Source organism: Flavobacterium sp. GSP6, assembly GCF_003984855.1.
GTDB lineage: Bacteria > Bacteroidota > Bacteroidia > Flavobacteriales > Flavobacteriaceae > Flavobacterium.
Window position 1 is genome coordinate 22,209 of record NZ_RYDO01000007.1, and the last position, 18,535, is coordinate 40,743.

The following is an 18,535-nucleotide window of genomic DNA, read 5'->3' on the forward strand; positions in this document are numbered from 1 at the left end:
AAAAAGTATAAATTAATTCCAATCAGAAAGGTAGCAAATCACATCTTGTAATTGATTATACTAATTTTTTAATGGCTTCAAGTGCTTTAGGAATATGTTTTGTTGCCAGAATACTGTCAAAAATCATTTGTACTACTCCGTTTTTATCCGTTACATAAGTCACTCGTCCCGGAAGCAACCCGAACATTCCAGAGGGAACCCCAAAAAGTTTTCTTATTTTTTTATCAGAATCGGACAAGAGAATAAAAGGCAGTTTGAATTGTTTGCTGAATTTTTGATGTGAGGCAACGCTATCGCTGCTAATCCCTATCACTTCTGCACCCAAATCCTTAAAATCTTCGTATTGATCCCTAAAACTACAGGCTTGCGCAGTACATCCAGGCGAATTATCTTTAGGATAAAAATAAATTACAAGCGGTTTTTGGCCTACTACGTTTCTACTGTCAAAATCAGTTCCATTGGTGTCTTTCGCCATGAAATGGGGAATAGTATCTCCTACTTTTAGCTCCATTATTCTCCTTTATAAGTTACAAAATTCCGAGGTGTTTCGTACAAAACCACTTCTAATTTAAACTCTGCCTTGATTCTTTTTCTAATTTTATTCCAAATGACTACTACAATATTTTCAGCTGTTGGATTCAAATCCTGAAACTCCGGAACATCCAAGTTCAGATTTTTATGATCAAACTGATGCTCAACTTCCTCTTTAATAATATCACTCAGAAATTTCACATCCATTACATAACCCGTTTCCGGATCAATTTCCCCAGTCACACTTACTATCAGTTCATAGTTATGCCCGTGGAAATTTGGATTGTTGCACTTGCCAAAAACGGCATCATTTTGTTCAAAAGTCCAATCTTTCCTATGCAATCTGTGAGCCGCATTGAAATGGGCTTTTCGTGAAATAGTCACTTTCATAAAACGTATAAATTAGGGGTTATCTGTGCTCGAGTTCAGAGACAAAGGGCTTTTATGTTCTTCCAGAAAATAATAAAACTCGTCAAAAATTATTTTGAACCAAACGGTATATAAGGCCGGCTGCAATTCCATATCCATTTTAACATCCTCAATTTTCATCCATTTCCAGTCTTCCACTTCCTCCGGATTGATGACCGGTGCGTCGTTATAATAGCCAATCATCACATGATCAAGTTCATGCTCCGTCAAGCCATTATCAAACGGCGCTTTATAAATAAAATGAAAAAGTTCTTTGAGTTCTGTTTTAAAACCCATTTCCTCAAATAACCTTCGGTTTCCCGCCTGAATATTTGTTTCTCCCTCGCGTTGATGACTGCAACATGTATTAGTCCACAATAACGGGGAATGGTATTTTTGACCTGCCCGCTGCTGCAGCATGATTTCATTCGTACTGTTTAGTACAAAAACTGAAAAGGCACGATGCAGAACTGCTTTTTCATGCGCTTCAAGCTTAGGCATCAGCCCTATCTGCTCATCATTTTCATTAACTAAGATTACATTTTCTTCTAACATGTGGCTTTATAATTAGGTCAAAAATACAAAAAAAGAACGGGTATCTATACCGTTTTTGAATTTGTGAAAAGTTTAACGAGTGTTGAATACCCTAATATTCTAATTTTATATTCTTTGTATTAGTCTTCTAATTTACAATTTAGCGTGGGTAAGACCCGCAAAACTAAATGGCTGTTTTTTTCGTAAATAATAGAGGAATCAAAAACTTAAATAAAAGAAAATTCAATTGCAAAGTAGCCGACATTTTAAAATAAAAAGCGCTTTACATTTGTACTGTAAATAAAAAAAAGATGAAAACAAAAAACCAATTCGTAAGTGTATTATTTTTAACCTCTTTATTCATGTTCACTGCCTGTGCACAAACAACAAAGAAACAAGATCCTATAAAAAAAACTGTCACAATGAAAAACACAATTGAAAAACCTGGAAACCCATATTACTCCAATACAGATACTGCAAAACTCAAAGTAAGTAATGCCGAATGGAAAAAAGTTCTACCCGAAGATGTCTATGAAGTAACTCGTAATGCGGATACGGAAAGACCTTTCACAGGAAAATTCTGGAATACAGATGACAAGGGGACTTATTATTGTGCCGCCTGTGGCAACAAATTATTTCGTTCCGGCGCCAAATTTTCCAGCACTTGCGGCTGGCCAAGCTTTTTCGAACAAGACAATAAAAACAGTGTGGTTTATAAAACCGATAATTCACTGGGAATGGAAAGAACTGAAGCGCTCTGCGGAAGATGTGACGGTCACTTAGGTCATCTTTTTGATGACGGGCCGGAACCAACCAAAAAAAGATACTGCATGAATTCAATCGCACTGGACTTTATACCTGATACCAAATAACATGAAAAAATTATTTTTAGTATGTATTTTAACGACCAGTAGCTTGTTTGCGCAAGGTCAAACACCAAAGCAATCCAATCTTGAATCCATTACTTTAGCCGGTGGATGTTACTGGTGTGTTGAGGCCGTTTATGAAAATCTCATTGGAGTACAATCGGTAATCTCAGGATATGCAGGCGGCAAAAATACCAATCCTACCTATGAAGATGTGTCAACTGGAAGATCGGGTTATGCGGAAGTGGTGAAAATTACCTATGACAAAAACGTAACGAATCTAGATGAGATTTTCAAAGTCTTTTTTACGGTACATGACCCAACTACACTTAACCGACAAGGTGCCGATGTAGGAACACAATACCGCTCCGCTATTTTTTATAAAAATGAAACACAAAAAAAATCAGCACAAACGATAATCAACGCAATGAAAAAGGCCAAGATTTATGATAGTCCGGTAGTAACAACACTTGAACCGTTGACTAAATTTTACAAAGCAGAAGATTACCATCAAAATTACTACGCCAACAATAAGAACCAACCCTATTGTCAAATGGTAATTCAACCTAAAATGGAGAAATTCGAAAAGCTTTTTAAAAACCGATTGAAGAAACAAAAATAAAAGAGTAAGAATACCGTCTTGTTTGAAATGACAAGACGGTTTTTTTATATCCTACTCAAAAAAAAGACACTTTACACCCCTATTTAAAATTAATGCCAGACGAAATAATTTTGCTATATTTGTTTCTAACTGACCTTCTTTAGAATCGAAACAGCTGTGTTTTTAACTAAAATAAAGGCTGTTTAGCAACCAAATTTTACACTACCAACTAATGAAAAAAATTATTCTTTTTGCTGGCTTATGCTCCTTCTCCTTTTTTGCTACTGCACAAAATTCCGTTCTTAAAGCCACGGTTGCCCAAAAAGCAGCCTCCTTAGAATCTAAAGTCAGTACCTGGCGGAGAGACTTTCACCAAAACCCTGAATTAGGCAATAGAGAATTTAAAACTGCCGAAAAAATAGCAACACATTTGCGTTCTTTGGGCATGGAAGTACAAACTGGTGTGGCCAAAACTGGCGTGGTAGGAATTTTAAAAGGCGGAAAACCCGGTCCGGTTGTAGCACTTAGGGCAGATATGGATGCCTTGCCTGTAACAGAAAGAGTCGCCATTCCTTTTGCCTCAAAAGCAATGGGAGAATACAACGGTCAGGAAGTAGGTGTCATGCATGCTTGCGGACATGATTCGCATATAGCCATGCTGATGGGAACTGCTGAAATTCTGGCCGCTATCAAAAGTGAATTAAAAGGAACGGTTAAATTCATTTTCCAACCTGCTGAGGAAGGCGCTCCCGATGGTGAAGAAGGTGGAGCTGCACTAATGGTAAAAGAAGGTGTTCTGGAAAATCCAAAAGTAGATGTGATTTTTGGCTTACATATCAGCGCAGACACCGAAGTCGGCAAAATCAATTACCGTCCAAAAGGAGCGATGGCTTCCTCAGACTGGTTCAAGATAAAAATAAAAGGAAAACAATCACACGGAGCCAGCCCATGGCAATCCGTAGATCCTATTGTTACGGCGTCCCAAATAATATTGGGATTACAAACTATTGTGAGTCGCAATGTAGATTTAACGGAGTCCGCGGCCGTGGTTAGTGTTGGAAAAATTACATCTGGCGTAAGAAGCAATATTATTCCGGAAGAACTTGAAATGGCAGGAACGATTCGGACCCTAGACAAACAAGTTCAGGAAATGATCCATAATAGATTGAAACAAATTACCACCAATATTGCAGAAAGTGCCGGAGCTACTGCCGAGGTGATCATCACTAAACAAACCCTGATTACCTATAATGATCCTATATTGACTGAAAAAATGCTCCCTACATTAGAAACTGTAGCGGGGAAAAACAATGTGGTATTGACTCCTGCAGCAACTGGAGCCGAAGATTTTTCGTACTATCAAGACAAAGTTCCCGGACTTTTCTTTTTCCTGGGTGGAATGCCAAAAGGCAAAAATCCTGCCGAAACAGCCTCACATCATACCCCCGATTTTTATATCGACGAGGGTAGTTTTGTATTAGGAATGAAAGCGATGTCCGACCTAACTATAGATTATATGGAAATGAGTGCTAAAAAATAAATCAGTACCTGAATAGACAATTTTAAAAAGTTTTTAAAACTACAACCGAAAAGAAATTTTCGGTTTTTTTACACCTTTGTATGATTCAAAAAAATAATATTCAAATGATTTATTTAAAGCAACTTAACCTGTTTTTTTTAACGATTTTTAGTAAATTTATGTCTGCATCTTAAAAGTTGATTCTGTCAAGGAAACACTAAACATATTCAAAAGAAATCTCTAGGAAAATTGCCAACTAAAAAGCTGTAAAATGAAAGCACTTGAAACCTATTTTAAATACCAAAAAGGGCGTAGAACCTCGTCTTATAAAAAACGTCTGACTCCTATACTGTTAAAACTTTCCATGAGTTGCGGGTTGAAATCAAGAAACAGAGAGCTTTATTTGAATTGGTTGCCTTTTGTAACAAAAAAATAAGCCAAACAATTTCATCTTATGAGCATAATACATGTGAAAAAACCATCTTAAAAGCATTAAAATCATAGTAACTTCAAAAAGAGAATTGTTGTTTAATAAAATAGATGCAACTTTACCGTACAAGACTCTTTCACACCTATTGGAGACAAATAAATACTAAATAACGCTAGGAATCATAAACTCCTTCAAGAATACTTAAAACCATATTTATATAACCATTATGAAACTAACCATCATGCTCATATTCGCATTTATTATACTGAGTTGCGGCGGTAATTCTATCTATAAATCTCAAAGTAAAAGTAAGGATTGGGCAATGCTCGACTTTGTAAAAGTAGATAGCCTAAACCCTATTTTAGAACCACAGTTACATCCTGTTTTTCAATCTCCAATAAGCAACAAAAAAGTCCACTGGGAAGAACGAAATGTTCTTAATCCATCCGCTATTGTCAAAGACGGAAAAGTATACCTCATCTACAGAGCGCAAGACAAAGACATGACATCAAGATTAGGCCTAGCTATCAGCGATGATGGACTGCACTTTAAAAAACAACCCACACCAATATTCTATCCGGACAACGACACGATGAAACAATACGAATGGAAAGGAGGCGTTGAAGATCCTAGAATTATAGAAAGCGAGAATGGGACTTACATTATGACTTACACATCCTATGATGGTAAAACTGCGCGTCTTTGTTTAGCCAGTTCAAAAGATTTAAAAACATGGACAAAACACGGTTTAGTATTAAGGGAAGAAAAATACAAAGACTTGTGGTCAAAATCCGGAGCTATAGTTTGCAAATTATACAAAGATAAAATCATAGCTACAAAAATTAAAGGCAAATACTGGATGTATTTTGGGGATACTGATTTGTATATAGCAACCTCTGAAGATCTCATCCATTGGGAAGTAGCCGAAAATAATGAAAACAAAAAAATGATTACTGTTTTACATCCCAGAATGGGATATTTTGATAGTCGTTTAGTAGAACCCGGTCCTTTTGCATTACTTCAAAAGCAAGGTGTCGTGCTGATTTACAACGGAAGTAATGCCGAAAATTATAATGATTCAAGTTTACCTAAATTCACTTATGCAGCAAGCCAGGCGCTATTTGACAAAGAAAAGCCCTATAAATTAATAGACCGAATGGATAGTTATTTCCTTCATCCGGACAAGCCTTATGAAAAAACAGGCGAAGTAAATGAGGTTTGTTTTGTAGAAGGATTAGTTTACTTTAAAAAACAATGGTTCTTGTATTATGGAACGGCTGATTCAAAAATTGCCGTTGCTGTCAAAAACAGATAATACCCATCTTGTTGACATTAATTAATCAACTACTAAACTTCCTAAATAAGCCAAAAATCTGAATATTATATCCCTTTTATTTTGGGGATTAATTCTTTTTTTTTAACTTTTTCAAATTCATTGAAAGTAGAAATAAAGAACGCTATAAAAAACTGGTTAGATTTAGTGGGGAAACTTAAAGTTGGCACGGCTGCAATTCTAAGTATAAGCCACCAATGCCAATTAATAATAATTGATATTGGTGGCAATTAGTGAAGTTTATTTCAAAGCTGGAAAATCTGTAGTAAAACCTAAATTCCTATTCAGATTATTTTTGGTTTAAAATCGCTCCAATCATCAACGCACATTTCTCGCCATCAATAGCGGCAGAAATAATTCCGCCTGCATAACCTGCGCCTTCTCCACAAGGATACAGCCCTTTTATTTGAACATGTTCATAGGTCAAGGGATCTCTGGGAATACGCACCGGGGATGACGTTCTGGATTCTGGCGCATGAAGCACGGCTTCATTAGTCAAATAACCTCGCATTGATTTTCCAAATTCAGTAAATCCTTCCCGTAATATTTGCGTTAAAAAATCGGGGAAAACCTGTCCCATTTCTACCGAAGTAGTTCCGGGAACATACGATGTTTTTGGGATATCCGATGAAACTCGGTTTTGTGTAAAATCAATCATGCGTTGTGCTGGCACTTTTTGGCTTTCGCCAGCTAAATGCCAAGCGCGTTGCTCGATACTTTTTTGGAATTCCATTCCGGCCAAAGCACCAAATTTAGCAAAAGGTTTAAAATCCTCCAGTTGCAATTCGATTACAATTCCCGAATTAGCAGTAGCCTGATCCCTTTTGGATGGGGACCAACCATTAGTAACCACTTCGCCGGGACTCGTGGCGCAAGGAGCAATCACGCCGCCAGGACACATACAAAAGGAATACATTCCCCGGCCTCCTACTTGTTTCACAATAGAATACGGAGCGGGAGGTAAAAACTCCCCACGGTAATCACAACTGTACTGAATGCTGTCAATCAAAGATTGCGGATGTTCTGCCCGCACGCCCAAGGCAAAAGGTTTGGCCTCGATAAAAATCTTTTTTCGGTCTAACAATTCGAAAATATCACGAGCTGAATGTCCCGTAGCCAAAATGAGTTTATTGGCAAGAATGGTGTCGCCGTTTTGAGTAACAACACCCTGAACTTCATTATTTTTTAATAAAATATCGGTCAATCGGGTTTCAAATAAAACCTGTCCACCACATTCGATGATTTTCTCTCGAATGTCCTGAATAATCTGAGGTAATTTATTTGTTCCAATATGCGGATGCGCCTCAATCAGAATATCTTCAGAGGCTCCAAAAGCGACAAACAATTCCAAGACACGCGTTACATCACCTCTTTTTTTAGAACGCGTATACAACTTCCCGTCTGAATAGGTTCCGGCACCGCCTTCGCCAAAACAATAATTGGAATCTTCATTGACGATATGATCGAGATTGATGGCTTTCAAGTCTCTTCGTCTGCCCCTAACGTCTTTTCCACGCTCGATAACTATAGGCCTTAACCCTAACTCGATCAATTGCAAAGCAGCAAAAAGACCGGCGGGTCCAGCGCCAACAACAATTACTTCTTGAGCTGAGGAAACATTTTTATACTCCGGAAGTTGTGTTTTTTGCTCTTGAAAAAGCTCTCCTTTTAAATAAATCACAACTTTAAGATTGATTTTAATGGCTTTTTGGCGGGCATCGATCGACCTCTTTAAAATAGAAACATGCTGAATCTCATTTACAGAAACGGTAATTTGTTTTGATAAATGATTTTTTAGCAACACATCATTTGCTGCAATTTCCGGGGATACTTGTAATAAGAGTTCTTGAGGCATTTTTTTAGATTATTCGATTTTCAGATTATTTGACTTTTAAAATGTCAAAATAATCCACGTACAAAAGTAGTATTTTGTACTGACTTCTTCTTGTAGAAAAACAGAATCCGTTTTCAATTTTTAAAATTGACTAGTTTTCGAATTAGAGGTTGTAACTTTGTATGCTAAAACAGTTACCCAGTTAAACCATTAACCGATTAATCTTAAGGAAAAATGTCCAGAAAAATAAAATTGATATGGGATTTCCGTGGGCCAGCTTCCGCAAAAACTGCCGAACACCATGAAATCCATTTAAAAGAATACATCGCTATTGAAAAATTGCCATTGAATATCACTGGGTTCGAAATCCAAAGCGAAATGCTTGCCATTGCTTTTATGGTGGTCACCGATGAAAACATGATTCAGGTACGAGATGCTTTGAAACCGCATCGTGGAGAATTATTTACAGTCTAAAGTCATAAAGCCGAAGGTCTAAATGTACAAAAAAATCAAAACAACGGTTGTTATCAAAATTTAAGCCTAATCATAGAACCTTACATCACTTTAAATCAAGTTTGTAATCACTAAATATATAGGTATCATTGTTTTCCCCAGACAGCCGTATACTTTTAAATTCAACGACTTCATCATTTTTGACTTCATAATTATAAACATCTATATCGTTAGTACTTTCTGAAGACTCGTAAAATTTACCCTCTTCGGTCCACCATTTCCCTTTTTCGGTAAAAGTCTCGACTTCACAGTCTTCCTTTGATGTAAACATTATTACATAAGTGCCGTCAGTAAATCTTTGTTGAATCCAATGTTTTTCAATTCCTTCTATTTGCCCATCTTTTTCAAAACCTTTCCAAATACCAACCAGCTTCTCGTCTTGCTCTTTTTTATCGATTGTAAAACTCAAAATTAAAACTGAAAATACTGCCAAAGCAACTATTTTAAAAAATGGGTATCTTTTTTTCATAACTATTAATTTGTTGGGATTTCTATTGTTTTCATATAATCATTTAAAAATGCAAACAGAAAAGCATCAACTTGCTTATCCGTTTTAAACTCGGCTTCTTTTTTCTTAAGTGATTCGTTTTTTCTTCCTAAACCTGGATTCTCTATAAAAAAAGACCCGCTAGAAAGATTGGACTGCATCGATATTTCTTTAAAATCGTTAGCCTTTATTTTATATTCTTCGGTATGTTTAAAGTATTTAAAATAATCTCTTCTAAATTGATAAAACTCTCCCGCAGTCAATTTTTTGGATTTGAGATTGATTCCGTTTTTTATTTCTATAAGATTGTAGTTTTCAAAAAGAGAACTATACCCCATATGGACATATTGCACTATTTTTCCTGAAGGACATATTAATAAACCCGAATAATAATTGCATTCAAAAGTAACATTTGTCCCAAAAACATCTTTATAAATAGAGGTCAGAAAATAATCAGTCTTACCGTTGCTATTTTCTTTATAATCTTCTTTATAAATGTTTTCAACAACAAATTTTCCATCTATAAATTTAAAATAAGCAACATAACCTCTCCAATTGGCACTGGAAAGGTTAGTTATTAATTTTTCTGGAATTGGATGATCTTTAAAATACCCTTCTAAAGGATTTGATTGTATGGCTAAAGTATCTTTTTCGATAATTAAATAATCCGGAACCTGACCGGTTGCAAATGAGCTGACTGATACTAAAAAAGCAAAAAACACTTTTAAAAACTTCATAAAATTATTTTAATTCGCCACTTCGCTAATGAATTTTATTCGCATCAGACGCAATTCACAAAGATCATATTCACCGTCAAATTCCTTGAGCGCTGCTTCAATATTATCCGATTCGGATTCCATGAAATACTCGTGAATTTCTTCTTGTTGTTCATCGTCAAGCATGTCGTCAATCCAATATTTTATGTTCAGCTTGGTACCGGAATACACAATTTGTTCCATCTCTTTTATTAAAACATCCATCTTAATCCCTTTTGCGGAAGCAATATCATCGAGCGATAATTTTCTGTCAATATTCTGAATGATATAGAGTTTATTTACTGAATTGACTCCTGTCGATTTTACGACAAGATCTTCCGGACGCGTAATGTCATTTTCTACAACATAGCGGCTGATTAATTCCAGAAATTCCTTTCCATATTTTTTGGCTTTCCCTTCTCCAACCCCATGAATATTAATCAATTCTTCTTGAGAAACCGGATATTTCAAAGCCATATCTTCTAGTGATGGATCCTGAAAAACCACAAATGGTGGAACGCCAACTTTTTTGGCTACTTTTTTACGTAAATCCCGCAACATACCCATCAGAACTTCATCTGCAACTCCGGTAGATTTTGATGCGGTTACAATAGCCTCATCGACTGACTCATTGTATTGATGATCTTCCGACATCATAAAGGATTTTGGTTTTTTTATAAAATCCAGTCCTTTGCCGGTAATTTTGACAATGCCATAGGTTTCTATATCTTTTGATAAATAGCCAGCTACCAAAACCTGTCGCAGCAAGGCCATCCAATATTTTTCATCGTGTTTTGAACCGCATCCAAAAAAAGACTGCGCATCCGTTCTATGCGCCTTGATCACTGCATTGACACGACCAATCAAGGTAAAAACAACTTCTTTTGATTTGTATAAATGTTTGGTATCACGCACCACTTCCAGCAGTTGTACTACTTCCGCTTTAGCTTCTGTTTTTGTTTTTGGATTTCTAACGTTGTCATCCATATCTGCTCCTTCGCCCGTGACATCGTCAAATTCTTCTCCAAAGTAATGCAACAGAAACTTTCTTCTGGACATCGAAGTTTCGGCGTAAGCCACAACCTCCTGTAATAAAGCAAATCCAATTTCCTGTTCTGCAACGGGTTTCCCGGACATAAATTTTTCTAATTTCTCGACATCTTTATAGGAGTAATATGCCAAGCAATGGCCTTCACCACCATCTCGACCGGCACGTCCTGTTTCCTGATAGTAGCTTTCTAATGATTTAGGAATATCATGGTGAATTACAAAACGCACATCCGGCTTGTCTATTCCCATCCCAAAAGCGATGGTGGCCACTACGACATCGACATCCTCCATAAGGAACATGTCCTGATGTTTGGCACGGGTTTTAGCATCTAATCCCGCATGATATGGCACGGCACTTATCCCGTTGACTTGCAACACCTCGGCAATAGCCTCGACTTTTTTACGGCTCAGGCAATAAATAATACCCGATTTGCCTTTATGCTGTTTGATGAACCGAATAATATCCGATTCAATATTTTTTGTTTTAGTACGGACTTCATAATACAAATTGGGTCTATTGAAGGATGCCTTAAAAGTGGTAGCATCACACATATCCAAGTTTTTGAGAATGTCTTCCTGTACTTTAGGAGTAGCAGTAGCCGTTAGTCCTATAATAGATAAATCACCCAGTTGTTTTATGATGTGTTTCAGGTTCCGGTATTCTGGTCTAAAATCATGTCCCCACTCTGAGATACAATGAGCCTCATCTATGGCTACGAAAGAAATGGGTACGGTTTTTAGAAAATTGACATATTCTTCCTTTGTCAACGATTCTGGCGCAACGTACAAAAGCTTAGTCAATCCAGAGGTAATATCCTTTTTTACTTGCGCAATTTCAGTTTTGGTCAGGGAGGAATTTAAAACATGAGCAATCCCGTTTTCTGAGGATAAACTTCGAATGGCATCAACTTGATTTTTCATCAAAGCGATTAAAGGCGATACTACTATTGCAGTTCCTTCCTGAATTAAAGCTGGCAGCTGGTAGCAAAGTGATTTTCCCCCACCAGTTGGCATTATCACAAAAGTGTTCTGCTTATTCAACAGACTTTTTATGACTTGTTCTTGCAACCCCTTAAATTGGCTGAAGCCAAAATATTTCTTTAATTCTTTGTGTATTTCAATTTCGTTTGAATTCATTCTTTATTATGTGGTATTTTGTATAAATTTGCATCATCTAAAGGTACAAATTTCTTTTACACACACAAATTTTAATTATTCAGTTTTGATAACTACAGAAAATATATTGGCCAGTGCCAAAAAAACTATTTTATCGGAAAGCCAATCCATTGCAAAACTCGCTGATTTTCTGGATGAAAACTTTATTAGTGCCACACAAAGCATCTATAATACTGCCGGAAGACTAGTAGTAACAGGGATAGGAAAAAGCGCTATTATTGCCCAAAAAATGGTGGCTACTTTTAACTCTACCGGAACTCCGTCGTTGTTTCTTCATGCCTCCGAAGCCATTCATGGTGATTTAGGAATGATACAAAATGACGATGTGATTATTTGTATTTCGAAAAGCGGCAACAGTCCGGAGATAAAAGTACTGGTTCCGTTATTGAAGCGTTTTGGCAATACCTTGATTGCCATTACTGGAAATACGTCCTCTTTTCTTGCCAAAGGATCTGATTTTGTATTGAATACTACCGTCACCTCCGAAGCCTGTCCAAACAATCTTGCGCCTACAAACAGCACTACCGCACAACTTGTCATGGGGGATGCACTTGCGGTTTGCCTGATGGAAATGCGCGATTTCAAACCGGAAGATTTTGCAGTCTACCATCCTGGGGGCGCATTAGGAAAAAAATTATTGCTCAAAGTGAAAGATATGTTAGAGCACAGTCTCAAACCGATGGTTACTCCGGATGCTTCAATCAAGAAAGTTATTTTCGAAATTTCAGAAAAGCGTCTTGGCGTCACTGCAGTTGTAGATCAGCATAAGGTAATCGGAATCATTACGGACGGAGATATAAGAAGAATGCTCAATGAACGAGATAATTTCACTGATTTAACCGCAAAAGATATTATGACAAAAAACCCAAAAATGACTTCTTCGGAAGCTATGGTAGTTGAGGCATTCAACATAATGGAAGATTTTTCTATCACCCAATTAGTAGTGGTTGATCATGGCGAATACAAAGGAGTTTTACATATACACGACATTTTAAAAGAAGGAATACTATAATGGCAAAGAAAAACTTAAACGAAATGTCCTTTTTAGATCATCTTGAAGAATTAAGATGGTTATTAGTTCGAAGTACTGTGGCTATATTAATCCTGGCCACTGTTACATTTTTTATCAGTGACTATATTTTTGACGTTATCATCTTTGGACCAACCAATCCAAATTTTATTACCTACCGTGCTTTTTGTGATTTATCACATTATTTAGGTTTTGCTGATAGTATTTGCGTAACCGAAATGGCTTTTATCATTCAAAACACCAATATGGAAGGACAGATCAATGTATTGATCTGGACCTGTATCACCGCCGGTTTTATATTGGGATTTCCTTTTGTATTATGGGAAATCTGGAAATTTATAAGCCCAGCATTGTATGAAACCGAAAAAAAACACGCAAAGCTTTTTGTGATCACCTCCTCCTTGCTCTTTTTCATGGGTGTCCTTTTTGGTTATTTCGTAATTGTCCCCATGTCGATGAACTTTTTTGCTACATTTACCATAAGTGATGTAGTAAAAAATCAGTTTAGCGTTGATTCCTACATTGGGATGGTAAAAACCAGTGTTATCGCTTGCGGATTATTTTTTGAATTACCAATAATTATCTATTTCCTGACTAAATTAGGCTTGGTAACCCCTGAATTTTTGAGGAAATATTGGAAATATGCCGTAGTCATCATCCTTATAGTAGCGGCAATTGTAACGCCTCCGGATGTGGTGAGTCAAATAATTGTAACCATCCCGATGTTGTTAATCTATGAAGCAAGTATCTTAATATCGAAAATAGTTGTAAAAAATCAAAAAAAAGTAAATGGCTGATATCATAAATGAATTCAACGAGTACCGTTCGAAAATGAACGAAAAATTATTGGCAGACAATAATAAAATTGTAAAGCGAATTTTTAATTTGGATACCAATGCGTATGCTCCAGGCGCTTTGGATGTAAAAACAAAAGAGCTTTTAGGCCTTGTTGCTTCGGCTGTTTTACGCTGCGATGATTGCGTAAAATACCATTTGGAGACGAGCTTCAAAGAAGGTGTCACCAAAGAAGAAATGATGGAGGCGATGGGAATTGCTACACTTGTTGGCGGAACTATTGTTGTGCCCCATTTGCGCAGGGCTTATGAGTTCTGGGAAGCACTGGAGGAAACCGCAACAAAATAATTTGTTAAGAAGTTCTATCGTTTAATTGTTTATTCGTTTATTTGACGATTGAACAATTAAACTATTGATGCGTTAAACGATTAAACCAAAAAAAATGAAATTACGAGCCGAAAATCTAATCAAAACCTACAAAGGACGCAGTGTTGTCAAAGGCATTTCGGTAGAGGTAAATCAAGGCGAAATCGTTGGACTCTTGGGGCCTAACGGTGCCGGAAAGACAACTTCATTTTACATGATTGTGGGATTAGTAAAACCCAATTCCGGAAATATATTCCTAGATGATTTGAACATCACAGATTACCCGATGTATAAAAGAGCACAGCAGGGAATTGGTTATTTAGCTCAAGAAGCTTCCGTTTTTAGAAAACTAAGCATCGAAGACAATATATTAAGTGTTTTGCAATTGACAAAATTATCCAAAGCGGAACAAGAAACAAAAATGGAAAGTTTAATTGATGAGTTTAGTTTAGAACACATTAGAACCAATCGTGGGGATTTACTTTCCGGCGGTGAACGCCGCAGAACTGAAATAGCCCGTTGTCTGGCTACAGATCCAAAATTCATTTTATTAGATGAACCATTTGCCGGTGTCGATCCTGTTGCCGTTGAAGACATTCAGCGAATTGTGGCGCAATTAAAAAATAAAAATATCGGAATTCTTATTACAGATCACAACGTTCAGGAAACCTTAGCCATCACTGATAAAACCTACCTAATGTTTGAAGGTGGCATCCTTAAAGCCGGAATTCCAGAAGAATTAGTTGAGGATGAAATGGTACGTCGCGTGTATCTGGGGCAAAATTTCGAGTTGAGAAAGAAAAAATTGGAATTTTAAAAAGTGATCAATTCTTAAGTGATCAGAAGCTTGGTTATAAAATTACTATTTCATAATTTTTTATTTAAACCTAAAATTCACAAAAATGGTAGATCAAGACAACCCAAGTCAAGAGACATTAGAGAAATGGAGTAAAGATCCCGACAACTGGATTTGGGGAGTGTTTTATTACAACAAAGGAGATAAACGTATTTTACCCCCTAAAAAAAATGCTTGGATGGGCAACACAATAAATTTTGCCAATCCTAAATCAGTACTTTTTTTGATTGGAGCCCTATTATTTTTTGCCTTTGTGACCTTTTCTATCCTAAAATAGCAATAATTTATTCCACAGCAATATAGCGCAACTGTTGCAAATCTCCACTATAAATATTAAAATCGACATTCCCTTTTATCCCCGGAACTGATGCCTTTTCAGTGAATTGCTAAAACAACCTCCAATCAGACGCATTAAAATAAATTTAAGTCAAACCACATAGAAGCATAGTATTTATTCCTGTGAAAAAAAAAATTGATGGTGATAAGAGTTCACAATAGAAAAAAAAGCAGTGGCTTTTTTTCTATGTCACCTAAATTTCGACTGTTCGTAACAGATTTAAATCAAAAATTAAATTAAATTCTATGCTTCTATGTGGTTCAATTTTAATGCGTTTGACCTGCGACCTTTTCAGAAACTCACAACATATAAGAAAAAATCTATATCTTTGATATATGAATCTAATAAGCCTAAATAAAGAAACAATTAAAAATTTATGTGAAACACATAATGTAGAAAAGTTATATCTTTTTGGTTCTGCAACAACTTCTTCTTTTAATGAAAAAAGTGACATTGATTTCTTAGTGAAATTTAAATCTTTTGACCTTAAATTATACTTCTTAAACTACATTGATCTTAAAACTAAACTTAAACATTTACTGCAAAGAGAAATTGATTTAGTAGAAGAACAAACTTTAAAAAACCCCTACTTAATTAGTTCTATTGAAGAAAACAAACAATTAATTTATGGATAAAAAAATCCTAAAACGGCTTTATGATGTCCAAGTGTCTATTGATGAAATAAACAGTTATTTTATAGATGAAAAGATGGATTTTTTTGAATACAGAAAAAACATAATGAGAAAAAGAGCCGTAGAACGGAATCTTGAAATTATAGGAGAAGCAATAAACAGCATATTAAAAACTGACAGTTCTTTTACTTCCAAAATTACTGATGCAACCGCAATCGTTGGATTAAGAAACCAAGTAATTCATGCCTACGATAACATATCCGATGAAACTATTTGGGCTATACTTACCAATCACTTACCAAAATTAAAAATCGAAATAGATACAGTATTGAAAAATAACTAAAGTAAAAATTCAATAACTTATTTTACTCTAAAATCGTAAGAGTTGCAAATCAGAAGCTAAAACCTTTCACTAATTTATTTTTCACTATTCACTGAACACTGCTTATTAACTACTGCTCACTGACTACTGAATACTGAACACTGCTCACTTCTCACTTCTCACTGACCACTTCTCATTAAAAAAAAACTACTCCACGGTAATATACCGCAACTGCTCCAAATCTCCATTGTAAATATTGACATCTACATTGCCATTTATTCCTGGAACAGAAGCTTTCTCCGTAAATTGCCAAAACAACCAGTCTTTGGCTATTTCCTCCCTGTAAAAATTATAATTGGCTATCCAAAAAAGATAATCGCCGAATTCCTCTTTCAAAAAATCATCGTAATAGCGCTCGCCGGTATAAATAATAGGCTTTACTCCGTAATGGGATTCTACAGCATTTAACCACCTTTTCAAGCCTAATTTAAGATTTTCAATCGACTGGTTTTTAGGTAATTTTTCAATATCCAAAACAGGCGGTAAATCTCCCTTTTGAAGGGTGACGGTTTTGATAAAAAGTTGGGCTTGTTCAATTGAATTTTCGTTAGGACGATAATAATGATAGGCGCCTCTAATCATTTTATTTTCTTTGGCACCCAGCCAGTTCCGCTCAAAATTTCGGTCTTTCCGGTCTTTCCCAACCGTAGCGCGAATAAACACAAAATGTAGTGGATATTTATTTTCTAAAGTATCCACATAAGTCCATCTGATTTTACCTTGGTATTCTGAAACATCTAAACCGATACTTTTTCCTTCGTGCTTTTCTAAAACCTGAAAATTTCGAACATCAGAAATGCGCTTGGCTTCAGTTTCTTCTTGTAGAATTTTATCCGATTTAAAACTAAAATAATACGCTAAACCATCTCTATAATGATATCCAACAGCAGCCATCAGTGCTACTAAAAGAGTACCAATAGAATAGCGTAAAAACTTTCCGGAGAAAACAGTTGCTTTCTTCTTATGTTTACGGACAAGGGTAGTTTTTCTTCGTACGGTTTGTTTTCTCATTCAAAAATTACTTTTTGACTACTTTATTATTCAAAACCGACAGTAAAACATAAAACAGTATCAGTAATGGAATTCCTAAATAGCGAAAGAAAACCAACAATAGAAAAGCACAGATCAAAAAGACAATTTGAAGGGTGTTTTCTTTGAAACTGAACTTCTTGATTTTCAGAGAAAATAACGGAATTTCCGCATTTAGCATAAAGGCGCTCAATACGGTTAGCACTAATAAAAACCATGGGTTGGTCAATAGTTCAACAATAAATATAGAATCGGTATATTTCAAAACCAACGGCAGACTCAGAATAAACAGTGCATTGGCAGGCGTTGGCAAACCAATAAAAGAATCTGTTTGACGGGTATCGATATTAAAATTAGCCAAACGATAACAAGAGCCCAACGCAATTACAAAACCCAAATAAGGGAAAAACTGCAAATAACCTGCTGGTGCTGTTGTTGCATGACTAATCATCATTTGATACATCACTAAACCCGGAACAACTCCGCTGGTCACCATATCTGCCAAAGAATCCAACTGCAAGCCAAGCGGACTTGACACCCTGAATAATCGGGCAAAAAAACCATCAAAAAAGTCCAAAAATATACCCAGACAAACAAAATAAAAGGCCATTTCAAAATCTTTATTAAAAGCAAATACCAGCGCAATGCACCCACAAAAAAGATTCAGTAACGTAATTAAATTCGGGATATGCTTTTTAATAGTCATCATAATAAAGTTTAAGTACACAAAGATGGCAAATTTAACATAATAAGTGAATGAAAAGTACGTTTTGTAATAGAGATTTAAACCGCTACAGCCAAGTAGCTTTTTAAGGACTCAAAACTCTGAAAGAGCCATTTCTAAATTATGTACAAATAATTCAAACTACAGCTGTAAAAAAGGTATTCTTCCTTTTGTAATTTACTATGATTCTAAAAAAATGAATAAAAACAAACTTTTCAAGTACTATCCGCGTGTTAGTTTAATTCTTTACGACCATTGTTACCCATAAATTTTTCAGCTCAAGGAACTAGAAGATCCAATAAATTCAGGACTAATCCACACTAAATTGATCCGCAATACTAAATTCA

General features: G+C 35.9%; 22 protein-coding genes. 13 read left to right on the plus strand and 9 right to left on the minus strand.

Translation table 11 applies throughout. The features are described 5' to 3' along the window. Nucleotides 1-55: 55 nt before the first annotated feature. The 3 genes from EKM03_RS08725 to idi are packed head-to-tail and all read right to left on the minus strand — an operon-like array spanning nt 56 to nt 1,494. Nucleotides 56-511: a peroxiredoxin gene (locus EKM03_RS08725; protein WP_126562251.1), complete on the minus strand. Its 456-nt coding sequence runs from the start codon at nt 509-511 to the stop codon at nt 56-58. Further along, nucleotides 511-921, minus strand: coding sequence for a 6-carboxytetrahydropterin synthase (locus EKM03_RS08730; protein WP_126555142.1), 411 nt, complete (start codon nt 919-921; stop codon nt 511-513). The genes EKM03_RS08725 and EKM03_RS08730 overlap by 1 nt, the downstream gene beginning before the upstream one ends. 12 nt (nt 922-933) lie before the next feature. Next, nucleotides 934-1,494, minus strand: coding sequence for an isopentenyl-diphosphate Delta-isomerase (gene idi / locus EKM03_RS08735; RefSeq protein WP_126462079.1), 561 nt, complete (start codon nt 1,492-1,494; stop codon nt 934-936). A gap of 290 nt (nt 1,495-1,784) precedes the next feature. On the opposite strand from idi, the gene msrB reads away from it, so the two are divergent. The 5 genes from msrB (at nt 1,785) to EKM03_RS08755 (ending at nt 6,204) form a co-directional block, all read left to right on the plus strand. Continuing rightward, nucleotides 1,785-2,345, plus strand: a complete 561-nt coding sequence (gene msrB, locus EKM03_RS08740) for a peptide-methionine (R)-S-oxide reductase MsrB (protein WP_126568738.1) — start codon at nt 1,785-1,787, stop codon at nt 2,343-2,345. A gap of 1 nt (nt 2,346) precedes the next feature. Beyond that, on the plus strand, nt 2,347-2,961 hold the full coding sequence (gene msrA / locus EKM03_RS08745) for a peptide-methionine (S)-S-oxide reductase MsrA (RefSeq protein WP_126555148.1): 615 nt from the start codon (nt 2,347-2,349) through the stop codon (nt 2,959-2,961). A 211-nt stretch (nt 2,962-3,172) separates the two neighbouring features. Beyond that, on the plus strand, nt 3,173-4,480 hold the full coding sequence (locus tag EKM03_RS08750) for an amidohydrolase (RefSeq protein ID WP_126555151.1): 1,308 nt from the start codon (nt 3,173-3,175) through the stop codon (nt 4,478-4,480). Between the two features lie 250 nt (nt 4,481-4,730). Continuing rightward, nucleotides 4,731-4,895, plus strand: a complete 165-nt coding sequence (locus EKM03_RS14995; RefSeq protein ID WP_156063255.1) for a hypothetical protein — start codon at nt 4,731-4,733, stop codon at nt 4,893-4,895. Nucleotides 4,896-5,115: 220 nt separating this feature from the next. After that, nucleotides 5,116-6,204 carry a glycoside hydrolase family 130 protein gene (locus EKM03_RS08755; protein WP_126740200.1) on the plus strand — a complete coding sequence of 363 codons (1,089 nt, stop codon included), beginning with the start codon at nt 5,116-5,118 and terminating at the stop codon, nt 6,202-6,204. A 307-nt stretch (nt 6,205-6,511) separates the two neighbouring features. Here the strand turns inward: EKM03_RS08755 and EKM03_RS08760 are convergent, their stop codons facing one another. Beyond that, the gene (locus tag EKM03_RS08760; RefSeq protein WP_126740201.1) at nt 6,512-8,077 is read right to left on the minus strand and encodes an NAD(P)/FAD-dependent oxidoreductase; all 1,566 of its coding nucleotides are present in this window, start codon (nt 8,075-8,077) and stop codon (nt 6,512-6,514) included. A 213-nt stretch (nt 8,078-8,290) separates the two neighbouring features. On the opposite strand from EKM03_RS08760, the gene EKM03_RS08765 reads away from it, so the two are divergent. Beyond that, complete coding sequence (locus tag EKM03_RS08765; RefSeq protein ID WP_126462062.1) at nt 8,291-8,530, plus strand: hypothetical protein; 240 nt, start codon at nt 8,291-8,293, stop codon at nt 8,528-8,530. 85 nt (nt 8,531-8,615) lie between these two features. Here EKM03_RS08765 and EKM03_RS08770 read toward each other — a convergent pair whose 3' ends face one another. The 3 genes from EKM03_RS08770 to EKM03_RS08780 are packed head-to-tail and all read right to left on the minus strand — an operon-like array spanning nt 8,616 to nt 11,998. Beyond that, complete coding sequence (locus EKM03_RS08770; protein ID WP_126555157.1) at nt 8,616-9,038, minus strand: hypothetical protein; 423 nt, start codon at nt 9,036-9,038, stop codon at nt 8,616-8,618. 5 nt (nt 9,039-9,043) lie between these two features. Beyond that, nucleotides 9,044-9,793 (minus strand): hypothetical protein, encoded by a 750-nt coding sequence (locus tag EKM03_RS08775; protein WP_126555160.1) that lies wholly within the window; start codon nt 9,791-9,793, stop codon nt 9,044-9,046. Nucleotides 9,794-9,802: 9 nt separating this feature from the next. Beyond that, complete coding sequence (locus tag EKM03_RS08780; RefSeq protein ID WP_126555163.1) at nt 9,803-11,998, minus strand: ATP-dependent DNA helicase RecQ; 2,196 nt, start codon at nt 11,996-11,998, stop codon at nt 9,803-9,805. 85 nt (nt 11,999-12,083) lie between these two features. Between EKM03_RS08780 and EKM03_RS08785 the strand changes: the two genes are divergently transcribed. The 7 genes from EKM03_RS08785 (at nt 12,084) to EKM03_RS08820 (ending at nt 16,396) form a co-directional block, all read left to right on the plus strand. Beyond that, nucleotides 12,084-13,049 (plus strand): SIS domain-containing protein, encoded by a 966-nt coding sequence (locus EKM03_RS08785; RefSeq protein WP_199740693.1) that lies wholly within the window; start codon nt 12,084-12,086, stop codon nt 13,047-13,049. Next, nucleotides 13,049-13,864, plus strand: a complete 816-nt coding sequence (gene tatC, locus EKM03_RS08790; RefSeq protein WP_126453463.1) for a twin-arginine translocase subunit TatC — start codon at nt 13,049-13,051, stop codon at nt 13,862-13,864. Before EKM03_RS08785 ends, tatC begins: the two co-directional genes overlap by 1 nt. Beyond that, a complete protein-coding gene (locus EKM03_RS08795; protein ID WP_126453460.1) occupies nt 13,857-14,210 on the plus strand; it encodes a carboxymuconolactone decarboxylase family protein in 354 nt (117 codons plus the stop codon). Before tatC ends, EKM03_RS08795 begins: the two co-directional genes overlap by 8 nt. Nucleotides 14,211-14,304: 94 nt before the next feature. Further along, on the plus strand, nt 14,305-15,045 hold the full coding sequence (gene lptB / locus EKM03_RS08800) for an LPS export ABC transporter ATP-binding protein (protein ID WP_126740202.1): 741 nt from the start codon (nt 14,305-14,307) through the stop codon (nt 15,043-15,045). A gap of 85 nt (nt 15,046-15,130) precedes the next feature. Next, entirely contained in the window at nt 15,131-15,361 is a 231-nt protein-coding gene (locus tag EKM03_RS08805) for a DUF5808 domain-containing protein (protein WP_126562237.1), read from the plus strand. Nucleotides 15,362-15,756: 395 nt separating this feature from the next. After that, entirely contained in the window at nt 15,757-16,056 is a 300-nt protein-coding gene (locus EKM03_RS08815) for a nucleotidyltransferase family protein (protein ID WP_126562235.1), read from the plus strand. After that, a complete protein-coding gene (locus tag EKM03_RS08820; RefSeq protein WP_126562234.1) occupies nt 16,049-16,396 on the plus strand; it encodes a DUF86 domain-containing protein in 348 nt (115 codons plus the stop codon). Before EKM03_RS08815 ends, EKM03_RS08820 begins: the two co-directional genes overlap by 8 nt. A 186-nt stretch (nt 16,397-16,582) precedes the next feature. Here EKM03_RS08820 and EKM03_RS08825 read toward each other — a convergent pair whose 3' ends face one another. Together EKM03_RS08825 and EKM03_RS08830 are read right to left on the minus strand one after the other, a co-directional pair. Further along, complete coding sequence (locus EKM03_RS08825; RefSeq protein ID WP_126740203.1) at nt 16,583-17,446, minus strand: glycoside hydrolase family 25 protein; 864 nt, start codon at nt 17,444-17,446, stop codon at nt 16,583-16,585. A 7-nt stretch (nt 17,447-17,453) separates the two neighbouring features. Beyond that, complete coding sequence (locus EKM03_RS08830; RefSeq protein ID WP_126462173.1) at nt 17,454-18,170, minus strand: phosphatidylcholine/phosphatidylserine synthase; 717 nt, start codon at nt 18,168-18,170, stop codon at nt 17,454-17,456. Between the last annotated feature and the right edge of the window lie 365 nt (nt 18,171-18,535).